At 43.6% G+C, this 18,824-nt stretch carries 12 protein-coding genes; all 12 read left to right on the top strand.

The window, feature by feature from the left end; translation table 11 throughout:
- Positions 1-19 precede the first annotated feature (19 nt).
- The 12 genes from FAZ19_RS21575 (at position 20) to FAZ19_RS21520 (ending at position 18,821) form a co-directional block, all read left to right on the top strand.
- Entirely contained in the window at positions 20-1,564 is a 1,545-nt protein-coding gene (locus FAZ19_RS21575) for a RagB/SusD family nutrient uptake outer membrane protein (protein WP_136822843.1), read from the top strand.
- A 126-nt stretch (positions 1,565-1,690) separates the two neighbouring features.
- Positions 1,691-2,452, top strand: a complete 762-nt coding sequence (locus FAZ19_RS21570; protein WP_136822842.1) for a carbohydrate-binding protein — start codon at positions 1,691-1,693, stop codon at positions 2,450-2,452.
- A 24-nt stretch (positions 2,453-2,476) separates the two neighbouring features.
- Positions 2,477-3,541: a glycoside hydrolase family 43 protein gene (locus FAZ19_RS21565; RefSeq protein ID WP_136822841.1), complete on the top strand. Its 1,065-nt coding sequence runs from the start codon at positions 2,477-2,479 to the stop codon at positions 3,539-3,541.
- A 122-nt stretch (positions 3,542-3,663) separates the two neighbouring features.
- A complete protein-coding gene (locus tag FAZ19_RS21560; RefSeq protein ID WP_136822840.1) occupies positions 3,664-6,537 on the top strand; it encodes a CHAT domain-containing protein in 2,874 nt (957 codons plus the stop codon).
- Between the two features lie 159 nt (positions 6,538-6,696).
- The gene (locus FAZ19_RS21555; RefSeq protein ID WP_229707664.1) at positions 6,697-7,299 is read left to right on the top strand and encodes an RNA polymerase sigma factor; all 603 of its coding nucleotides are present in this window, start codon (positions 6,697-6,699) and stop codon (positions 7,297-7,299) included.
- A gap of 225 nt (positions 7,300-7,524) precedes the next feature.
- Positions 7,525-8,727, top strand: coding sequence for a FecR family protein (locus FAZ19_RS21550; RefSeq protein ID WP_136822839.1), 1,203 nt, complete (start codon positions 7,525-7,527; stop codon positions 8,725-8,727).
- Between the two features lie 272 nt (positions 8,728-8,999).
- A complete protein-coding gene (locus tag FAZ19_RS21545) occupies positions 9,000-12,599 on the top strand; it encodes a SusC/RagA family TonB-linked outer membrane protein (protein ID WP_169305739.1) in 3,600 nt (1,199 codons plus the stop codon).
- 21 nt (positions 12,600-12,620) lie between these two features.
- Positions 12,621-14,075 carry a RagB/SusD family nutrient uptake outer membrane protein gene (locus FAZ19_RS21540; protein WP_136822837.1) on the top strand — a complete coding sequence of 485 codons (1,455 nt, stop codon included), beginning with the start codon at positions 12,621-12,623 and terminating at the stop codon, positions 14,073-14,075.
- 12 nt (positions 14,076-14,087) lie between these two features.
- Positions 14,088-15,170 (top strand): TlpA disulfide reductase family protein, encoded by a 1,083-nt coding sequence (locus FAZ19_RS21535; protein WP_136822836.1) that lies wholly within the window; start codon positions 14,088-14,090, stop codon positions 15,168-15,170.
- Positions 15,171-15,259: 89 nt separating this feature from the next.
- Entirely contained in the window at positions 15,260-16,180 is a 921-nt protein-coding gene (locus FAZ19_RS21530) for a TlpA family protein disulfide reductase (RefSeq protein ID WP_136822835.1), read from the top strand.
- 47 nt (positions 16,181-16,227) lie between these two features.
- Positions 16,228-17,442 carry a TlpA disulfide reductase family protein gene (locus tag FAZ19_RS21525; protein ID WP_169305738.1) on the top strand — a complete coding sequence of 405 codons (1,215 nt, stop codon included), beginning with the start codon at positions 16,228-16,230 and terminating at the stop codon, positions 17,440-17,442.
- A 71-nt stretch (positions 17,443-17,513) separates the two neighbouring features.
- Positions 17,514-18,821, top strand: a complete 1,308-nt coding sequence (locus FAZ19_RS21520) for a TlpA family protein disulfide reductase (RefSeq protein ID WP_136822833.1) — start codon at positions 17,514-17,516, stop codon at positions 18,819-18,821.
- Positions 18,822-18,824 lie beyond the last annotated feature (3 nt).

The following is an 18,824-nucleotide window of genomic DNA, read 5'->3' as shown; positions in this document are numbered from 1 at the left end:
AATGGAAAAATCATTTAAGATGGAAAAATATACTCTAATTATATTGACTGCTTTCGTTTTTCTTACGACTGCGTGCGAGCGGAATTTCGATGAAGCGAATCCTGATATGCTCACGACGGATTCTTTTTGGGAAGATGAATCCGATGCCATTAAAGGCGTGAATGCGATATACAGCGCATTGAACCGAAGTAGTAATTACTATAATCGCGGTATGCACTTTTTGTACCTGCTACGCTCCGATGAGGGCTTTGGCTCGGGGGGCGATATCGGTCTTAATAATAATGTTGCCTTCGCTTTTACGGATAATAATACCAGCAGAGGTACTTGGAATGCCATTTACCACGCAAACTACCGTGCAAATCAGGTGATCACCTATGTGCCACTGATCGACATGGACGAAACGTTAAAAAAGCGGATTATTGCCGAAGCAAAGGTATTACGTGCCCTGAACTACTTTAATCTGGTCGTGTTTTGGGGGCGACCACCCCTGGTGTTAACGCTCTTATCGCCAGCTGATGGTTACCCGGCGAATGCGACACCCGCACAAGCATTTGCACAGATTGAGAAGGACCTAACGGAGGCTATGACTGACTTACCGCCGTCTTATGATGCTGCGGATGTAGGTAGAATCACCAAAGGAGCGGCGCATGGCCTGTTGGGAAAGGTCTATATGCAGCAGGGTAAATTCGCAGCGGCAAAGGAGGCGATGGACTGGTTAGTGACGGGCGAAGGCGCCAGCAACTACGGCTTGATGGACAACTACGCAGATAATTTTAGGAAAGATACAGAGAACAATAGAGAATCCGTTTTTGAGATTCAGTTTAAAGAAAATGCCGCAGAGAACGGAGACGACGATACCAATCCGGGTATCAGTCTCAATACCGGAGCTTCCGTGCCTAAATTTCTGGCGCCACCTAGTCCGGGGCCAGGTTTTGGAGATGGTGCAGCAAGACGCTGGATCGTGGATGCTTTTAATACCGAACGGACCGTCGATAATAAAAAGGATCCCCGTGCCGCTGTTAGTTTTATCTATGACAATGCCGATGAAAGAGGTCCGGCTTTTACCATGGTGTATGGGGAGACATGGCTAAGCCGATACGGTTCAGACGATAAGCGGGTGTGGTTTAGAAAGTTGCTGAATGACGATTGGAAGAATAATGAGATATTCAGCTCGCCGAATAATTACCGCTTGATCCGGTATGCGGATATTCTGTTGATGTATGCGGAATGCCTGAATGAAACCGGACAAACGAATGCGGCATACGCCTATGTGGATGAAGTGCGTCAGCGTGTAAACCTATCGCCCCTCAGCGATGTAAAGCCAGGGATGGATCAGCTCGCTTTCCAAGAGCAGCTGAAGCACGAACGTACGTTGGAGTTAGCAGGTGAAGGTTGGCGGTACTTTGATATGGTGCGCTGGGGTGAGTTTTCCAATAACTTGGAGACCCTGCGGGAAAGGGATGCGGATTTTGTCAACTTCGTTCCGGGTAAACATGAGTGGTACCCTATTCCGCAAGCGGACATAGACAACGGTCCAAACCTGACGCAGAATCCCGGTTATTAGCCTTATATCGAAGCAGCGATAACCCTTGACAAACAAAAGATACAGCTATGAATATCCATGTTGCACCAGTATACATATATTTAACCTGGATATTTCATATGGCTTTAACGACTAAATAGTGTACATATGAACAAGTTATTATACCTCTGCCCGCTATTCTTGCTATGGATAGTGGTCGGATGCGAAAGAGAAGAAGATCTTCCCGTCAATACGAATCCGCCAACGTTACATCTCGACGCCGATACGGTCGCGCTGTCTGAAAGTGTTTACACATTAACTGTGGAGGGCAGGAGTACGTACGGTGGTCCACAGCTCAGCAAGGTGGAGTTTTACAAAGGGGAAGAAAAAATTGGGGAAAAGACCATTGCGCCTTATAACTTTGGCTATACCGTGACTGAACTTATACCCGAAGAAGAACTTTCTTTCCACGCCGTTCTATTCGATAGAGCGGGTAACCGTGTCCAAAGCAATACCGTAAAAGCGAAGGTGCGGGTGGGCGCCAAACGGATTGAAGCGGAAAATACGATCATAAGAGGAGTTGCCAAAAAGGCGGATGACCCAGCTACGCGGGAAACCTCCTCTGGCCAAGCAAAGGTGGGCGCTATAGACAATGCAGATAGCGGTATTGATGCCACTATACAGATATTGGCCGCCGGCGATTACTTGATCCGCGTGGCTGCAGGTACGGGTTTCGATGGTACAACCCACAAGATCTATATCGATGATAAGTTTGCAGAAGCGAAAGTATATAGCATTCCGAATAGGGGATGGAATACATGGCAAACCTTCGACTTGGTATTTAATTTATCGGAGGGGACACGTAAAATAAGTATCCGGCACAACACGGGGTACGGTGAGCTGGACTACTTGGAATATTCAAAACTGTAAAAATATAGAACAAATTGTAAAGAGATGAAATCTGTAATTTATATCGCCTTTTTGATCATTGCTTTAGCCTGCGACAAACGCGGAGCTGGACTCTATCTAGCTACGCCAACAGCACCCGAGGCTATAGGGCCGGCAAAGTTTCAAAATCCCTTATTGAACGCTGCTCCGGATCCTTGGGTCGCACAACGTGGGGATTTTTATTATTTCCTACAAACCCATGGCAACCGGATTGAAATTCGAAAAACGGAAAAAATGAGCCAACTCGCATCAGCGAGCAGCACCGTGGTGTTCAATGCTCCTGCTACGGGCATCAACAGCAGGGATGTATGGGCGCCTGAAATGTTCTTTCTGCAAGGAAAATGGTATATTTACTATACGGCCAGCGACGGACAGGATGTTAATCACCGAATGTTTGTACTGGAAAATGCCAATGAAGATCCAACAACGAATAATTGGGTAGACAAGGGACAGTTGATGACGCAACCGGCCGATCTGTGGTCTATAGATGGCAGTATCTTTGAGTATAGCAACGAGTTGTTCTTTATCTGGTCGGGCAGACCGGGAGCTCAAAATAACAACTTAACACAAAATATCTATATATCGAAAATGTCAAATCCGTATACGCTTACCGGACAGACCGTCATGATATCGACACCACAGCATGGCTGGGAGCGAAATGGCTTCGGCGTAAACGAAGGACCAGAGATCTTAAAAAATCCAGATGGAGATGTATTTATGATTTATTCGGCCAGTTATTGCGGTACGGACGACTATGCACTGGGTATGTTACGACTGGCCGATAATGCGGATCCCTTGAAAGCCGTTTCGTGGTCTAAAAACCCCAATCCGGTATTTACAAAAGCACCTAGCGCATACGGCGCAGGTCATAACGGTTTTTTCAAGTCAAAGGACGGAAAAGAAGATTGGATCATATACCATGCAAATATGGAATCTCATCCGAATAATAACGGTTGTGGCAATGTACGCAGCACACGGATGCAAAGGTTTACCTGGAATGCAGATGGGACACCCAATTTTGGAACGCCCGTAGCTGCGGGTGCATTTCTTGAAGTGCCATCGGGGGAGTAGTCAACCTAAAAAGCAATATCTAAACTTACTCCTGTAATATATCATACAGCACTTGTCGGATCGATTAGACAAGTGCTGTAAATTCCATTGTGCCATTTGTCTATATTTAGTATATTTACCTCATGAGTAAGACTTTATGGATTATTATAAGCCTCGCCTTCATATGGCTCCAAAGCGGATCACGTCTCCCCGATAAGAAAGGACAAGAAGAACTTTTTGAGACCCTTCAGGTCTTGACATCGAGTGGCAAGACATACTTTGGCCAAAATAAATTGGACAGTGCCGCATTTTACCTAGATAGCGCCAACCGCCTTATTAATAGTTATCATATCCGTGATACGGCCCTTGTTCAGGAGACAAAAAACACCTACGGTATTGTGCTTGCCTATTTGCAACGCAACAGCGAGTCGATTAAAGTTTTTGAAGAGCTGAACGCATTTTATCTTCAGGTGGACAATGATCCCCATATCAAAACGAAAAGAGCTAAGGTTTTTAACAACATTGCTATTAATTATAATTTTCTTTCTGATTATGAGCAAGCTATCAGATACTTTGACAGCTGTCTCGTCATTTTTAATGACCGGTCGTTATTACAAGACAAACAAACGCAAACCCTTTACCTGAACAAAGCGCTTAATCAACTGGATCTGGGAGACTACCAATCTGCTTTGGAGAATATTGAACTATCTCGTCATATCCGTGAACAGACCTCCTCTCCTTCCCAGGATCAATATGCACTAATGAGGGAAAACCTGGTATACGGCGAGGTTTTGATTGAAATTAATCAACAAAAGGCAGATATCTTAGCGGCGATAAAACGTCTGCATGCAGGTCTTGCCATTCTACGATCTATAAATCCTGAAGATTATTACCAAGGATCTTTCCTAGGTCTCCTTTCTAAAGCACATTACCTGCTGGGGGCGTATGATGAGGCTGCGGATTATGCCGTGCAAACCCAAAAGTTTTTCATTTCCTCCTACGGAGATGCCTATACCGGGCTAATCTTTAGGTACAACGAGTACGCGAAAATACTCATGGCACAAGGGAAAAGTGATTCAGCACGTCATTATCTATCCAAAGCCCTAGAAATACCGGTACAAGCTGACGCCAATAAGACGATGTATAAAGTGCAGGCTTTGTTGCAATTGGCTGAAATAGAGCGGTTAGATTCCATACCAACATTCGTATCACGCGCTACGAATTTACTTTTCCCAAATTTTAGAGACACAACAGACATCCTTCATAATCCTCCTTCCAATCTTATTCCTACGCACCCGTATATGGGAGCATTTTTTACTAAAAAAGGTGCGTTACTTCATAAACTCTATCAACAAAATGGAACTATTGATTACCTAGTACAAGCGCTGGATTGCTACATGATTGCGATTCGAGAGGGAGGTAGATCTCGCAAGGGGCTGATGACATTGAGGTCTAAAGCGACGTTTTCCAATCTACTTCATGATAGTTTTTCCCAAGCCATGGCACTCGCCCATACGCTTTATGAAAAGACAGGCGCTGACACAGATCTTGAAAAAATCTTATGGATTTCCGACCAGTCAAAATCAGCACTCCTAAAGGAGCATTTAGTAACGGCCTTAACCACTTCTATTGGCGTCCCTCAGCAAGTGCGTGTAGAAGAGCTGGAATTAAAAAGCAAAATTATTCAGCTTGAGCAACGAGTTTATTCACTAAGCGCTGCAAACCAATTATGGCCCGATCGAGAAGGTGGTAGTGTAATGGCGGAATTACTGGCGGCAAAATTAGATTTTGACAGGTGGTTACGTGGCTTGGATGACAAATACCCAAATTATCGACAGGTCATGTACGGGGTGTCCTACTCTGAACAACAAGATAAGCGGATCAATATCAATGAAAAGAGACTCAGAAGCAAGACCTTGATCGACTACTTTGATGGCGAACGGGCTTTTTACATTCAGTATATGACGAAAGGAAAAAAAGGCGCTATATCTGTGGAAAAATCTGAAAAACTGATGAGTGCTATATCAAATGTGAGAAAAGCGTTGAGTGATCCGAGAGGCCACGAAAGTTATGAAAGTTCCGCGAAGCTAATGTACGACCATCTGCTGCTTCCCGTAATCCGGGAAACATCCCCCGACCATATATTGATTATCCCCGACGGGATACTGACGCATATTCCTTTCGAGGCTTTGCTAGACTCAATCGATCACACTGCCCAAACTTTTAAAGATTATCCTTACCTTATTCATAAGTATCGCTTCAGCTATCACGGCGCTCTTTCACTGCTCGACCGGCCACAACATAGAAAAATAAAAAATGGAGAGCTTTCCGTGTTTGCAATGGCTCCGACCTATGATGACCAACCTTCCCTGGCAAAGTTACCTAACTCTGCAAAAGAAGTTGTTTCGATCCAAAATATTTTCCCAGGCCAGTACCTTCAGGGTTCCAAAGCTACAGAGAGCAGCTTGAAGCAACTAACCGGAAAATCGACTGTTATTCATTTGGCCGCACACTCCGAAATTAATAACCAAAATCCCCTGCGATCACATCTTATTTTATCGCCTGATTCGTCGAATGATGGTTTGCTTCATACATACGAATTATTGTCGATGAATTTGAATGCCGATCTGATATGCTTATCTGCATGTAATTCCGGATTTGGTGAACTTCAACGAGGAGAAGGTGTCATGAGCCTCGCGAGAGGCTTCATGTATGCGAATGTACCGAATGTGCTTATGAGTCTTTGGGCTGTTCCCGACAAGGCCACCGGAGACATTATGCAATCGTTTTACGCAGAATTGAAAAATGGCAGACCTTATGAGAATGCCTTACATCAGGCTAAGATCACCTATTTGCGCGATGCAGATGAACACTTGTCCAACCCCTTCTACTGGGCTTCATTTGTATATATGGGAGACATACCCGATCATAACCCAACAAATTTCTTTTGGTGGTGGGCAATAGGCGGATTGGTACTCGTGGTCGCAGTATGGTTGATAAAAAGAAGCTGCCTTTGACGGTAATTGTCTTTGTTATTACCATTTGCTTCTGCTAGTAAGGTAAGCATAGAAAAGATAGGCTTATATCCTGATACGATTAGTGGCAACAGTTCCATGTTCTTATTTTTTTAATATAAATATGTATATTGGCAATCTGATTGGCGTGCAAATAAACTGATGAAAAAACGGGCTGAATATGGCGAAAATGATCTAATGGAGTCATTTAGAGGTGGAGACGAAACAACGCTTGCCTTTTTTTTTGATTTACATTACAAATCGCTTTGTTATTTTGCCGTGCCCCTATGCCAGGATACGCAGCAGGCCGAAGATATTGTAGCGGACTGTTTTTTCAAACTTTGGCAGAACCGAACCGAATTCCAAACGGCACAAAATGTAAAAGCATTTCTGTATATCAGCTGTCGGAATGCGAGTCTAAACCATCTTCGAAGCTTAAAAAGACGAAATGCTGCGCAGGAATTGTATTTTTCGCAGCTAGAATCCGGAGAAGAGACCATTCTGTATCAAATCATAGAGACCGAAGTGCTCCACATTCTTAGTCGCGAGATTGAAGAATTACCGACGAAGTGTCGCGAAGTCTTCAAGATGATCTACATTGAGAATAAAAAAACAGATGAAATTGCAGACCTGTTGGGTATTTCCGTAAAGACCGTACGCGGACACAAAGCCCGGGCAATAGAATTGCTGAAGAGCCAGTTGCTAAAACAAGGGGTCTCCGCCGTTACCTTATTAGCGTTTTTGTTTTTGATTGATCGGCCCTAAGCAACGCAAATCTAAGCTTTCCAAAAAAAATAAAAATAATTTCGAGCGTTCAGGAATGTTATGGTGTTTCTATATTAAAGAAACATTAATTTAATATTATTTAATGCACCAACGTGGAAAATCCAAATGAAAAAATAAACTTATTTTCGAGCATTTTGTCCGCAACCGGGTTTCTATATTACAGAGAAGTTAAATTAATCTGTTTCTAATACAAAGAATACGACAATGCTTGATACCGAATTCCATATTTCAACATTAATTGCAGCGCAAATACAAGGTACGATTACCGATGCGCAACGCGCGGAGTTAGCAGTATGGTTGGATCAAGATCCTAAACATCGTTTGCACCTAGAAGAAACATACCGGGAACAGGTCCTCAACGAGAAATTGAAACGATATGAGCGCGCGGATCGCGAAGCGATATGGGCTAAAACAATAACCAAGATCCAAGCCAATAATGTGGAACAGGGTACAGCTACCGTACGCATGTTGTATCCGTACAAAAGGAAGTTGGCAATAGTTGCTGCGGTGGCAGCAGTCGTATGCGCTGCGGTATTATTTTTCTATAATGATGCAATTCGGCCGTCTCAGAATGTGCACAAGGGCTATCAGAATGACGTGGCTCCGGGTGCGCAAGGGGCGACGTTAACGCTTACCAACGGAAAACAGATAAAGTTATCAGATGCAACAACCGGTCAGCTGGCGGAGGAGGCGGGTGTGCGAATTACGAAGTCTGCGGACGGAGAGTTGATCTATGAAATCAGCGGATCAGATAAGAAACTAAATAGTGTGAACACGTTGTCGACGGCTAAAGGCCAGACCTATCGGCTGCGTTTGCCAGATGGTTCAGCGGTGTGGCTAAATGCCGGGTCTACCTTAACCTATTCGGCTAATTTAAATAGATCTTATGACGGAAAGCGTTACGTAATGCTTGTTGGTGAGGCCTATTTTGAAATTGCCGAGAACAAAGCACGCCCCTTCGTTGTGCAAAGTGGAACACAAGAAATCGAAGTCTTAGGTACTCAATTTAATGTAAACGCCTACGCGGACGAGCCGGCAATAACCACTACATTGATGGAAGGTGCTATCAAGGTAACCGATGGCCGACGACAGCGGATATTAAAGCCCGGCCAACAGGTTGCTAATGCTAACGGAAATCTGCAGCTGGCGACGATTGAGGTGGATAATGTCATCGATTGGAAAGATGGCGATTTTTACTTAAACCACGTAAATTTCAAGACCGCTATGCGAAAAATAGCCCGGTGGTACGATGTCGAGGTCGTGTATGACGCATCGATACCAGATGATATGGAGGCCGGAGGTTGGATATCACGTGATAAGCCGCTCTCGCAGGTGCTGAAGTCTATTGAATCTTCGGGGATGGTAAGATTTAGAATAGAAGGCAAAAAAATTCACGTGATTAAATAAAGTGAAATATGAATGAATCAACAGCAGTGTTAACCTAAAACAATATGAAATGAAAAAACGGTCACGACCCACTTAGTCCCAAAAACAAACCAGAAGGGCTTGTAACACTTCTGGTCGCAGCTTGGAATGAACTATTTATGAAAGCAACCTCATCCGTCGAAAGCTAAGGATTGCTGTAACAACCAAACTAAACAAACTTAGCTAAAATTGCGTGAAACCGCAAGGATAGTGGTCTTTTGTCGACCGCTAAGGGCGTTTTAAAAATGACAAATATGTACAAAATTATTACCCAAAAAGTAGAGACCTACAAACGCCTCTATACAAAAATTATGTGGATGATGCGATTAACCACCGTAATACTACTAGCCGGATTGATGCAGGTTACGGCATCAACGTTTGGACAGCAAATAACGCTGAACCGAAAAAATGCACAAATGGAGGCCGTTTTAAAAGAAATTAGGAAGCAGAGCGGATATGATTTTTTTTATGACGGCAAAATACTCCCCAACACAAAGACAATTAACGTGTCGCTAAAAAATGCAGATATTAACGATGCCTTAGCAACGGTATTGAAGGGGCTGCCCTATACCTACCAGATCGAAGGGAAGATTGTATCTATAAGGAAGCTTGAGCAAGCGCCTACAACCGAAAAAACCCCTTTACATATCGAACACATAGACATACGTGGTCGGGTCACAGACTACTCGGGTAAGCCGTTAGCAGGTGCCACCGTTAAAGTGAAGGGAACTGATATCAAGCTGATGACAAATGAAAACGGGGAATTTTTTCTGAAGGACATCAATGAAAAGGCAACAATACAAATAACCTACCTCGGTTATGTACAACGAGACGTAAAAGCGAAAGGCGATCTGGGAAACATTATCCTGGAACTTTTCACTAGCGATATCGAAGATGTGGAGGTCAGCTATTCTACAGGATACCAAAATTTGTCGCGGGAGCGCAGCGCGGGTTCATTTGCAAAACCCAATGTAGACATTATGAAGAACAGGTCTTCCAGCGTCAACGTGCTGCAACGTCTAGACGGTTTGGTTCCGGGACTAACGGTGAACAATGCCCCTTCGGGTAGTGAAAATCCATTGCTTATCCGTGGTCTGACCTCAATCAATTCCACACGTGGGCCATTGGTAGTTGTAGATGGCGTCGAGTTACAAGGTGTTTCGGTAGAAAGCCTGAATATGCAAGATATTGAAGATATAACTGTATTAAAAGATGCGAGCTCTTCTTCTATTTGGGGAGCAAAGGCGGCCAACGGGGTTATCGTGATTACGACCAAGAAAGGTCGTCCAGGACAGAAATTGCGTATTGACTACGATGGCTATCATAATATCCAGGGACGTCCCGACTTGAATTATCTTCGACGGATGGACAGTAGAGAGTTTATTGCCACAGCACGCGAGCTTTTTCCGCAATATGCCGATAATTACCCTTGGAGTAGTGTGGAATCCCTTTCGGCAGTACCGCCTCATTTACAGATTCAATATGCCGTGCCGCGCGGATTGTTATCACAGCAGCGGGCCGACCTGATGCTTGATAGTCTTGCTGGGATCGATAACCGTAGTCAGATTTCAGATTTTATTTATCGGAATGCAATGACGAGTAATCACACCATATCCTTGGCGAGCGGTGGTCCTATTCATTCATTCTATGGGTCGGTAAACTATATCGGCTTGCAGAGTACAACACCTGGTGAAAAGGATAACCGTTTTAAGGTTAATCTGCGTCAGGATTTTAATATAAACAGACATCTACAACTTTTCTTGGTGACAGATCTAGGAAGTACACGGACTGCTGCCAATAATATAGTCAATCTGACCAGCTCTGGCGATACGGGCTACACACCTATAACATTATCTACTGTTCCTTACCAGTTGTTGCAAGATGCCCAGGGTAATCCATTGACGGTAAATTACATGGGTGGATATAGTGATGCCTACCGTATGGACTACCAGGCAAGAAGCCGGGTTAATCTGGATTTTGTTCCTTTGGACGAAATAAACAGAGGACGTGCTAATGGTACAGGATTGTCTACAAGAATCGTAGGGGGTGGTAAAATCAATCTTTATAAAGGCCTGCGTTTTGAAGGAACCTATGGGTATAACGTCTCGTCCTCAAACAACAGGATGGTGCTGGATCAAGAGAGTTATGTCGTAAGGAATGAATTGATGACCTTTACACAGGCGCCCACAGTAAACAGTACCCCAGTTTATAACCTACCGACAAACGGTGGTCGGTTGACCGAAAATAATGCCTTAACAAAAAACTGGACCATTCGGAACCAATTGATCTATGATCTGGACTGGCAGCAAAAGCATCAGCTTACCATTTTGGCCGGACAGGAGGCGACGAGTACGACACCATTAGCAACGCAGGTTATTTACAGAGGTTGGGATGATCAGTTGCAGGTATCACGCCCTGTAGATTACGCGACATTGGGGCTCGGTATTACGGGCGTCGTCCGTGGTGGTGTAGCCACGCTAGATGAAAATTTTGTCAGTGGTGGCGAGGGGGTCATTGCGAGGACTACCTCATACTACTCCAACCTGAACTATTCTTTTTCACGTAAATATACCTTAAACGCCAGTTGGAGGATAGATGAGAGTAACTTGTTTGGTTTGGACAAATCAGCACAGAATAGACCGGTTTACAGCATTGGTGGTAAATGGGCTTTAGGACTGGAAGAGTTTGTGGTCAAGCCAAACTGGTTGAGTGAACTCGACCTACGCTTCACATATGGGGTAACGGGTAATGCACCAACGCCAGGTACGGCTTCTTCTTATGATATTCTACAGGCCGAGTCGGAACCAAACTATGTCACTGGAGCAGGAGTGATCATCAGTTCGCCGGCCAATAGGAGGCTCACTTGGGAAGGAACGGCAGTATATAATGGAGGGATAGACTTTGGACTTCTGCAAGGTAGGCTATCGGGATCGATCGATGGATATATCAAGAATACGCAGGATCTGATCGGTGTTTTGAGCACCTCACCGCTGACTGGCTTCTCTGGAGTAACCGGAAATTTTGGTGATCTGGAAAATAAGGGGGTAGATGTCAACTTACACTCCATGAACGTGATTAGGGAAAATTTCTTTTGGAGTAGTGGCTTTACATTGGGGTACAACCAGAATAAGATCACGCAGTTAGCGCGTACAACACCCATCGCGACAGGGGATGGGATGATACAGGAGGATTATGTAATTGATTATCCGGCATTTACTCTTTTTGGCTATGATTATGCTGGTTTGAATGCGATTGGGGATCCGCAAATTACGTTAGCAGACGGCACCGTCACATCCGAGATCGATGGCAATACACCGGAGGATGTGTTGTATATGGGTACATCCCAGCCAATTTGGAGTGGTGGTTTTTCCAATAACTTCGTCTACAAAAACTTTCAGTTGGGTATCAATATGAGTTATAATGCAGGGCATAAAATGTTTCGTGATCGTAATTCGTTCTGGTCAGAGCCACCATATACCAATTCGATCCACCCCGAATTTGCCAATCGTTGGAAAGAAGCAGGAGATGAAAGTAAGACAAATATCCCGCGGTACGTGGGAAACAGTGATGATGACTATAATAGAAATACCTCTTACTACACCTACGCAAATTCGAATATCTTTAATGCCTCTTTCCTGAAATTGCGAGATATTACGCTTTCCTACAATCTAGGTGAGCAGGTCGTTCGACGTCTTCGTGCCGAGGCCATCAGTTTTCGCTTTCAGGTATCTAATATTATGCTATGGAAGGCCAACGATCTAGGCATTGATCCCGAGTTCCACGCCGCACGTGGAGGACGGGTCATTCGGACAGGACAAGGACAAGTAACATTTGGAGCCCATATCACATTATAATTTACAGTTTAAAAATAGGTTATGAATACATCCCATAAATATATACTGATTTCGTTCTTTCTGGTGTTGACTGTTTGTCAAACATCCTGTAAACGGGAGTTTCTGGAAATTGAACCCAAGGGCTATTTAATAGCCAAATCCACCAAGGACTACGAGCAAATATTAAATGCAATTTATCTTACGTCCACCTTTACTGCTTCGGGATATTTGGGCGATGAGGTGGCAGCACAAAAAACTTACTTTGCTGGAACTGGTCGGCGTATGCAAAGGCTCTTTCGGTACGAAGATCGGATCTATCAGCCCGATGAGCTACCTGATGAAGTGACGGGCAGTTTTTCGTATATCCAGAGGCAATATCTGTTTAACAAAATTATCCACGAGGTGATGGATTCTGAAGGAGGGTCGGAGGAGCAAAAACGTGCTATTTTAGCAGAGGCCAAAGTAGGACGCGCGATCTGTCACCTCATGTTTTTAAGTGATTTTTCGGTGCCGTATAATGCAGCTACTGCGGCTACAGATTTGGGAGTTCCCATTTTAACGACTGCGGATGTAACCAACCGAAATTTCCCGCGTGCTACAGTACAGCAAGTCTATGATTTTATGATCAAAGACCTGACCGAGGCATTACCGGATTTAGGTACACTCACGCACAGGCGCAAGTTTTCCAAATTGGCCGCCGAGTTCTATTTGACGCGTATTTATCTCTACATGGCTGATTTTGAGTCTGCAAAACGACATGTTGATGCTGCATTTTCTGAAAAAGATAAATCAAATATTGAAGTGTCTCTTTACGATTATAATGATGTGCTGGCGGACGGTGGCGATTGGGGGGCAGATATGGACTTCGGTTTTGGACCATCTAATCAGCCTTTACCAGCCAACAATACACAGATCATCTATAATATAGAAATGAGCTCATTTTTTATATCTTCTGCAAATACATTTGTTTTTAGCCCTAGGACAGTTGAACTGTTTGATCCGTCGGACAAACGGCTTAGACTTTATTCTAACCAAGAATTATTTGGTGATTTTGTATTTCCACGGGGTATGCGACGTTTTCCTGGTTTTTCTTCCGATATCGGACCGTCATTGCCTGATCTTTATCTGATGCGCGCAGAGATCTTGGCGCGTGCCAACGATTTAGATGGCGCTAGATCGGATTTGGAGTACTTAAGAGCAAGAAGGATGTCTGATAATATAACGGTGCCAGCAAATGTTGTCGGGGATCAACAGGAGTTAGTTCGTTTTATTTTAGATGAGCGGGTCCGCGAGTTTGCGTTAGGGGGGATGCGTTGGTTGGATATGCGCAGACTTTCCGTCGATCCGATTTACAGCAATACAGTAATCTATCGTCACGATATGTATGATGAGACAGGAGATCTTGTGGAGTCGTTTACATTGAGACCGGAACGGTTTGCATTGAAGTTTGGCGAGCGCATGCTCGCTGAAAGTATAGGATTGGAAGAAAATAAATAACAAAAGTTAAGTATGAAAAAATCAATTGTTTTAGCCGCAGCGATTTTTATGTCGACGGTACTGCATGCGCAAACAAAGTACAATATTACAGGTCAGGTTTCCACAAGTTTGAATGCAAGCAAAGCGGTTGTATCTTATCCTATGGATGACAACGGAGGGGAGTATCTTGCTGATACGATTTACTTGAATAACGGTAGGTTTGTCTATACCGGAAGCATTGGTCGACCGCAATTGGCCGAATTGAATTTAATCACCTCTCGTGCAGAAGGTAGCGAACGTACATCGTCGAATGGAGACGATAATATGAGAAATGTAGCCCTGTTTTATTTGGACGGCAACGTCGAGATCAGCTTTGATGCCGCAGGCAAGGCGTCGTATAGCGGTGGTGGCAAGGACCAGCAGGCTTGGCGTGCATACGAAAAGATGACATTGGACAGAATGAAGGAAAAGCCGGAAACGGTCGGTGGAATGGAATTCTTTGAGGAATTGGTACAGGATTTTGTCGTAGCCTATCCTGATACCTATACGAGTGTAGACCTGATGGATTTGTTTACCCAGAGTTCAATCAACCCCGACTTGGTCGAGCCGATGTATAACGCATTAAGCATAAGAATGAAGCAATCCGAAAAAGTATTAGGCTGGATAGATAAGCTCGAGCAAGCCAAAGTTGCGGTTTCTGGAACCCTGGAAGCACCTGCGTTCACATTGAATGATGTGAAAGGCAATCCAATATCGCTTGCATCCTACCGGGGGGGATACGTGTTGGTTGACTTTTGGGCCAGTTGGTGTGTGCCTTGTCGGGAGGAAAATCCGAACGTGCTGGCCGCTTATGAAAAATATAAGGATAAGGATTTTACCGTGCTGGCCGTTTCGTTGGACACGAAAAAAGACTTATGGCTAAAAGCCATCGAAGAGGATAAATTACCGTGGACACAGGTGTGTGACTTTAAGGCAAGTAATAGTGAGGTGAGCCAGCTATACCAAATATCATCAATACCAGCCAACGTGCTGGTGGATCCAAAAGGATTCATCGTTGCGAAGGATCTGCGCGGAAAAGCCTTGCAAGATAAACTAGCCGATCTATTGGGTAATTAATTTTTGAACCATTCTGATCGACTAACCCTAATTTACGTCATGCCTATTTTTTACTACGCAGATGAACTAAATAATTTTAATACTGTATTATGCTAAAATTCCTTATGACAGTAATGCTGTCTTCCCTGACTTTTCTCGGATTTACACAGGCCAATCACCCTGTTTCATGGACAGTCAATGCGGAGAAAATCGACCTATTGACCTATAAAGTGAATATTCAGGCAACGATTAAAGACCCTTATCATATATACCCACAACATTCTTCGGGCGGTGGGCTGGGGATGCCTACGGAGATCAAATTTTCGGATACGCCTGGTGTAGCGTATGTAGGTGTGATCGAAGAAAAAGGGGTAGAAGACAACAAGGATAAAAGAGTTGCGTACTATGCAAAAGGAGTTACCTTTTCGCAGGTTGTTCGACTGAAATCTGATGAACCATTTATCCTTTCTTTTCAGGTCAAATCTATGGCCTGTAATGATTTTATGTGTATGCCACCGTCTACTAAACAATTTACGTTGACTATTAATGGTCAGACTACGGCCGATGAAAAAAATACGAGTTCCAATGATAGTTTGCAGGGGATTGCAACGGTTGTACGCTATGAAGATTTTGAAATGACCGATACCGAGGGAAAGGTGGTTTCATCTAAAGACATCATAACTAAAAGTAAATATACGTTTATCGATTTTTGGGCGAGTTGGTGTGCCCCATGTAGAGTTCAGGGGCGAGAAATGATACCTCTTTATAACAAATATCAAGCACAAGGTTTCCAGGTTATCGGTATTTCACTCGATACGAATATAGAAGCGTGGAAAAAGGCTATTCAACAGGATGGATATGCTTGGATCAACCTTAGTGATCTAAAGGGTTTTAACTCTGCTATGGTGAAAAAGTACAATATTACTGCTATTCCGCGGAATTTTATAGTTGATAATAACGGCGAGATCATCGCAAAGGATCTTCATGGTGCGGAATTGGAAACTAGACTAGCCGAGCTATTTGGTCGTTAGACTAGAAAAGCAAGTTGAAATTGAAATATGAACTAATATATATGTTTATGAAAGCAATACTATTATTAATGGTCTTTTCTGGATGTGCTTACGCCCAACAAGTGCAAGTAAAGGATGTTGAATTTGCTACTATTCTAGCGGTTGAAGAGGCAGAAAAGTATTATAATTCGTTAATGGCGGAAGAACCTGAAGATTCCGATAATACAGCTAAGTATAGTGAATACAGGGGGCAATTGGCTGTGGATTGGCTGCTCAAAGGGAATGTAGAGAAATACCAGTTTTACAAAAAGATGCAACCGAAGTTTACAGCACTTCAATTATTCGAATTAAGCAATCACCTCGAAGATTGGGTCGACAATAATACGGAGGTGAGACGTGTTGAACAGATTTCCAGCGAACTGTTGGGCGAGCTGGAAAAAGGGATGTATTACGACCAATTTAGTCGAGTTGGCGTATTGTTGGAAATCAATGCTGTAGCAAATGCTCGATTAGGTAATGTACAGCTTGCCAAGGAGCGGATTGAAGCCTCTAATGAAAAGGTAATCTTCAGAAACTTTCCTTATTTTAGAAATTCATTGGCCAATTATCTCAACCGGTATGCGGTAATCTTAGCTGCCGACGGACAACCTCAACGTGCATTGGATACCCTTTCTAAAGCAATGCGTGATGCCAATTCGACAGCAGTTCTTCGTGGTACCCTACGAGAGGTATACCAGCAGGTAAATGGTAGTAAAAAAGGTCTCGAAGAATATATTGCAACCCTAGAAGAAGAAGCTTATAGGACGACTTATGAAAACGTACAAAAGGAATGGAAAGCGAATGGACAGGCCGTGCCAAATATTCCGTTAACGGATTATGATGGTAAAGAGATCCGTCTTTCGACATATAAAGGGAAGATCGTGGTTATTGACTTTTGGAGTACGGTATGCAAACCTTGTGTGGCCGCGTTTCCTGCCTTTGAGCGTATCGTGAAGGAGTATAGTAAGGATCCGTTTGAACTGTTTGTTATTAATGTGGGAGAAACAGCTGACATCGTTCGGCCGTACATGAAAAAGAAAGGATATACGCTAAATGTGCTTTTTGATAATCACGAAAAGATCTTTAATGCCATAGGGGCAATAGGTACGCCCGAGAAATTTATCATTGGCACCGATGGAAATATTCAACTCAGGGGAGTCGGCTATGCAGGATCTGACGATGCGGAGTATTACAAATTAAAAGCCATGGTTGAAGTTGCAAAGGCACATACAAAGGATTTGTAGGCCAATAGATTGCCAAATAAAAAAGAATAAACACGTACATAATAAAGAGTTTAATACATAATTGAATAAACATGAAAAAATTAATCCTCGTATTGTTACTATCTACGAAAGCATGGGCACAGGAAGCGCCAGCTAAATATAACTTCAATGATTTTATGGTTATTGAGAAGGTTGAAGATCAGGAAAAAAAGTACAATGAGATGCTAAGGGAACTGCCCCCGCAGGAACACATAACGTCAGTCACAAACGATTTTCGCGGAGAATTGGCTTTTGCCTGGTTAGCCACAGGGAATGTCGAACGATACAACTACTACAAATCCACAAAGCCTGATTTTTCGGCACGCCAATTCCTTTACCTTGCCAATGCGCTGGAGAAACTCTTCGATGAAAAGAAGGACTATGCTGCGGTAGCCGAGATTTCAAATGCGCTCCTACAGGAGATTAAGGAAGGTACACTGGAAGATGTGTTAGGCAGAACGCCGGTTTTGAAAGAGTTAAATGCAGCGGCGAATGCCAAATTGGGAAAAGTGGATAAAGCAAAAGAAATGATTGCAACGCTTTCATCAGCGGAAGAAAACCCAATGCGAGAAATTCCGTATTTTAAAGATAGTAAGTCAAACTATCTCAACCGGTATGCCATCGTGCTTTCGGCAGCGGGTGAAAATCAATCGGCATTTGATCTGTTGACCAAAGCCTTTAGAGAAGCGGATTCAAATCCTAATACGGTAACCACCTTTAAAGAGATTTATAAAAAGGCAAAGGGGACGGATAAAGATTTTGAGCTTTACCTTAAATCGTTACAAGATGAAGCGTACCAGCACTATTACAAAGAGGTAGAAAAGCTGTACATCGCATCGCCACAAAAAACATTGAAGGCTACGATCCCTAGTCCAGATGATGCGACCGAAATGATGACGTTGTTCGAAGCAAAAAAAGCTGTTCAGGATATTACGCTGGAAAACTTGAAGGGAGAGCCCGTTCCGTTGGCGGATCACACGGGAAAAATCTTGGTGATTGATTTTTGGACGACCTTATGTACACCTTGTGTCGCGGCATTTAGCGGTTTTGAACGTGTCGTGGCCGATTACACGAAAGATGAACTCCAGTTGTTTGTGATCGATTTGTTTGAGACCAACAGCACGGTCAAGGCCTATGTAGCACAGAAAGGCATCACGCTCGATGTCCTTCGGGATGAGGAAAATCTGGCGTATGAGGTGCAGGGAACACCGACGAAGATTATTTTCGATCCATCAGGTAATATTCGATTTTACAGCTCGGGTTATGCCGGATCGACCGATCGGGAATATTATAAGCTCAAAGCAATGGTGGAAATCACCAAAGCACTTGCAACTGCCGCCAGCACTAATATACGGGGTTAACGT

This window comes from Sphingobacterium alkalisoli, assembly GCF_005049105.1.
Classification (GTDB): Bacteria; Bacteroidota; Bacteroidia; order Sphingobacteriales; family Sphingobacteriaceae; genus Sphingobacterium; species Sphingobacterium alkalisoli.
The sequence above is the reverse complement of the archived record's forward strand: the minus strand, read 5'-3'. Positions and strand labels throughout refer to the sequence as shown.

Excerpts from the sequence above, each read along its gene's own strand:
- FAZ19_RS21575 (WP_136822843.1), top strand. The coding sequence starts at position 20 with ATGGAAAAATATACTCTAATTATATTGACTGCTTTCGTTTTTCTTACG.
- FAZ19_RS21570 (WP_136822842.1), top strand. The coding sequence starts at position 1,691 with ATGAACAAGTTATTATACCTCTGCCCGCTATTCTTGCTATGGATAGTG.
- FAZ19_RS21565 (WP_136822841.1), top strand. The coding sequence starts at position 2,477 with ATGAAATCTGTAATTTATATCGCCTTTTTGATCATTGCTTTAGCCTGC.
- FAZ19_RS21560 (WP_136822840.1), top strand. The coding sequence starts at position 3,664 with ATGAGTAAGACTTTATGGATTATTATAAGCCTCGCCTTCATATGGCTC.
- FAZ19_RS21555 (WP_229707664.1), top strand. The coding sequence starts at position 6,697 with ATGAAAAAACGGGCTGAATATGGCGAAAATGATCTAATGGAGTCATTT.
- FAZ19_RS21550 (WP_136822839.1), top strand. The coding sequence starts at position 7,525 with ATGCTTGATACCGAATTCCATATTTCAACATTAATTGCAGCGCAAATA.
- FAZ19_RS21545 (WP_169305739.1), top strand. The coding sequence starts at position 9,000 with ATGTACAAAATTATTACCCAAAAAGTAGAGACCTACAAACGCCTCTAT.
- FAZ19_RS21540 (WP_136822837.1), top strand. The coding sequence starts at position 12,621 with ATGAATACATCCCATAAATATATACTGATTTCGTTCTTTCTGGTGTTG.
- FAZ19_RS21535 (WP_136822836.1), top strand. The coding sequence starts at position 14,088 with ATGAAAAAATCAATTGTTTTAGCCGCAGCGATTTTTATGTCGACGGTA.
- FAZ19_RS21530 (WP_136822835.1), top strand. The coding sequence starts at position 15,260 with ATGCTAAAATTCCTTATGACAGTAATGCTGTCTTCCCTGACTTTTCTC.
- FAZ19_RS21525 (WP_169305738.1), top strand. The coding sequence starts at position 16,228 with ATGAAAGCAATACTATTATTAATGGTCTTTTCTGGATGTGCTTACGCC.
- FAZ19_RS21520 (WP_136822833.1), top strand. The coding sequence starts at position 17,514 with ATGAAAAAATTAATCCTCGTATTGTTACTATCTACGAAAGCATGGGCA.